Origin of the sequence: Wolbachia endosymbiont of Drosophila bocki (assembly GCF_028982005.1) — a bacterium.
In the GTDB taxonomy this organism is placed as follows: domain Bacteria; phylum Pseudomonadota; class Alphaproteobacteria; order Rickettsiales; family Anaplasmataceae; genus Wolbachia; species Wolbachia pipientis.
In genome coordinates, this window is the sequence record NZ_JAPQLG010000216.1 from 1 (window position 1) to 2665 (window position 2665).

The window sequence follows — 2665 nt, forward strand, 5'->3', positions numbered from 1 at the left end:
CACCAGCTTGCAAATGATTGTCCTTTCCTTCATTTCCCTCCTATTACGAAGATTTTAAACAGGTTCTAAGACAACTACCTTTAGCTCATCAGCTCAGTTATAAGCAAAATTTCTGGATTCCAGACTGGAATGACATCATCTGTTGTGCAATTTACCTTCAAAAATGAATGTTCGTACAGCTATGGATTCATTCGCGGTATAGATTCCGCTAACGAGTAGCTGAATGACGGTTTTTCAAATTGTAGGGCCACTTTAGCTATAGAACTCAATTACATAAGCAAACCTTACTTATTTTACTATCCCTGTTTACTTCCTGTAAAAAATATGTTACTAATGTATTGTATTTTGTAGTAGAATGGAGGAAATTTTGGCAGTTCCAAAAAGAAAAAAGTCAAAGTCAAGGCGTAATATGCATCGTTCTCATCATGCTATTGAGCCTAAGAATGTTGTGGTATGTTCAACAACTGGGGAATTCATGTTGCCTCATAACGTAGCAGTTGATGGCAGTTACAAAGGAAAACGGGTTTTCATCAAGCAACAGGCGGAGTGACTATTATGATATGTTACCTACGGTCAATAATAATATAGTTATTGCACTTGACGCTATGGGGGGCGATTTTGCGCCTCTTTCCGTAATTCAGGGTGCTGGTTTTTTTTTAGACAACCTTGTTGACCCAGGCATTAAAGTTTTTTTTCATATTTATGGAGATAAGGAAGAAGTATCTCCTTTGCTTTTGAAATATAAAAAAGTAAGTAACAATTCTGAATTTACTCATTGTTCTGACAATGTCCTTGCAAATGATAAGCCATCTTTTGCGCTGAGACATCGTAAAGACTCAAGTATGAAAGCTGCCATTGAGGCAGTAAAAAAAGGTAAAGCTTTCGGAGTGGTGTCTTCAGGCAACACCGGAGCATTGATGGCAATTTCCAGATTTATTTTAGGAACATTACCAAACATTTATCGTCCTGCTATTGCCTCTATCTGTCCAACTAAGACAAAAAGCTTCGCTTTGCTTGACCTTGGTGCAAATGTTGATTGTAATGCCGACTCATTATTTCAATTTGCGTTAATGGGTAGTATATTTGCAAAAATAGCATTAAAAATTGACAATCCTGAAGTTGCTTTGCTAAATATCGGCACAGAAGAAGTTAAAGGTAATGACTCAGTGCGCGGCGCTTTTGAGTTGCTTAAAAACGCTCCAGGCATTAATTTCAAAGGATATACAGAGGCAAGTGAATTTTTAGAGGGTAATATAGATGTGATTGTTGCTGATGGTTTTGTTGGCAATGTAATGCTCAAAACGGCTGAGGCAACCGCTAGTACCTTTATCAATCTAATAAAGCAGGAAGTATTCAATTCGTGGATAGCGAAAATGCTTGTTGGTATATTGTTAAAATCCAAACTAAATAAAGCTTTAACGCGTTTTAATCCCAAAATTAGAAGTGGAGCTATGTTTTTAGGGCTGAATGGTATCATCATTAAAAGTCATGGAAATTCTGATGCTATTTCTTTTGCCCATGCCATAAAATTTGCAGTAAATGCAATTAGTGAAAATTTAAATCAAAAGATAATTAACGGGGTAAGTCATATTGAATAAAAGTTTCATATTAAGCACTGGATCTTACCTACCAAGAAAAATGTTGAGTAACAACGAAATTGCATCGATAGTTGAGACGAGCGATGAATGGATAAGGCAGAGAACAGGAATAGTTCAAAGGCATATAGCAGATGAAGGAGAACTAACGTCAGATCTAGCTGTAAATGCAGCAAAAAGTGCTATAGAAAAAGCTAAAATTTCAGTAGATGAAATTGACTTGATTATAGTTGCTACAACAACTCCTGATAAAACTTTTCCTAGCTGTGCAACGATTGTACAAAGTAAGTTAAAATGTAAAAACGCATTTGCTTTTGATGTACAAGCAGCATGCTCTGGTTTTATATATGCAGTTACAGTTGCTGATTCGCTCATAAAATCTAACAATAGAATTAAATATGCATTGGTTATAGGTGCTGAAATAATGTCTAGGATTGTTGATTGGGAAAATAGGTCAACTTGTGTACTCTTTGGTGATGGTGCTGGTGCAGTAATAATGAAATCAGCATGTCATTTTAACGTCATTCCAACAAATGATGCTGATACTTGGGTGGCAGAGAAGGGGGTTACAAAAGGTATAATTTCAACTAGCCTATATTCTGATGGCAATGTGGACATACTATGTACGAACGGAGGGATATCCTCAACTGGTGATTCTGGAAAAATATGCATGAATGGAAGAGAAGTGTTTAAACATGCAGTGGATAAGTTAACAGCCTCAGTAGAGGAAACTCTGAAATGCAATAATTTGAAAATCACTGATATTGACTGGTTAATTCCCCATCAAGCAAACATTCGTATTATTGAAGCAGTAGTAAAGAAATTAGATTTTCCTATAGAGAAAGTGATTAATACCGTTGATAAGCATGCAAACACCTCAGCGGCATCAATTCCACTGGCCTTAGACTATGCAATACAAGAATCAAAAATAAAATCAGGAAATCTGGTACTGCTGATTTCAATAGGTGCAGGCCTGACCTGGGGTTCCGTGTTGCTGCACTATTAGAACCTGTTAAGGATCTCGAAAATATGAGGTAAAATAAGCATAGTTAAGAAAGAGGTATATCTAT

At 36.4% G+C, this 2665-nt stretch carries 3 protein-coding genes; all 3 read left to right on the forward strand.

The features are described from left to right. The first annotated feature begins 367 nt into the window (after positions 1-367). Genes rpmF through OZD61_RS05630 form a run of 3 tightly spaced genes read left to right on the forward strand, consistent with a single transcriptional unit; the run spans position 368 to position 2601 of the window. Positions 368-550, forward strand: coding sequence for a 50S ribosomal protein L32 (gene rpmF, locus OZD61_RS05620; RefSeq protein WP_010962967.1), 183 nt, complete (start codon positions 368-370; stop codon positions 548-550). Between the two features lie 10 nt (positions 551-560). Next, the gene (gene plsX, locus OZD61_RS05625) at positions 561-1598 is read left to right on the forward strand and encodes a phosphate acyltransferase PlsX (RefSeq protein WP_274980148.1); all 1038 of its coding nucleotides are present in this window, start codon (positions 561-563) and stop codon (positions 1596-1598) included. Further along, a complete protein-coding gene (locus OZD61_RS05630; RefSeq protein WP_182321005.1) occupies positions 1591-2601 on the forward strand; it encodes a beta-ketoacyl-ACP synthase III in 1011 nt (336 codons plus the stop codon). Before plsX ends, OZD61_RS05630 begins: the two co-directional genes overlap by 8 nt. Positions 2602-2665 lie beyond the last annotated feature (64 nt).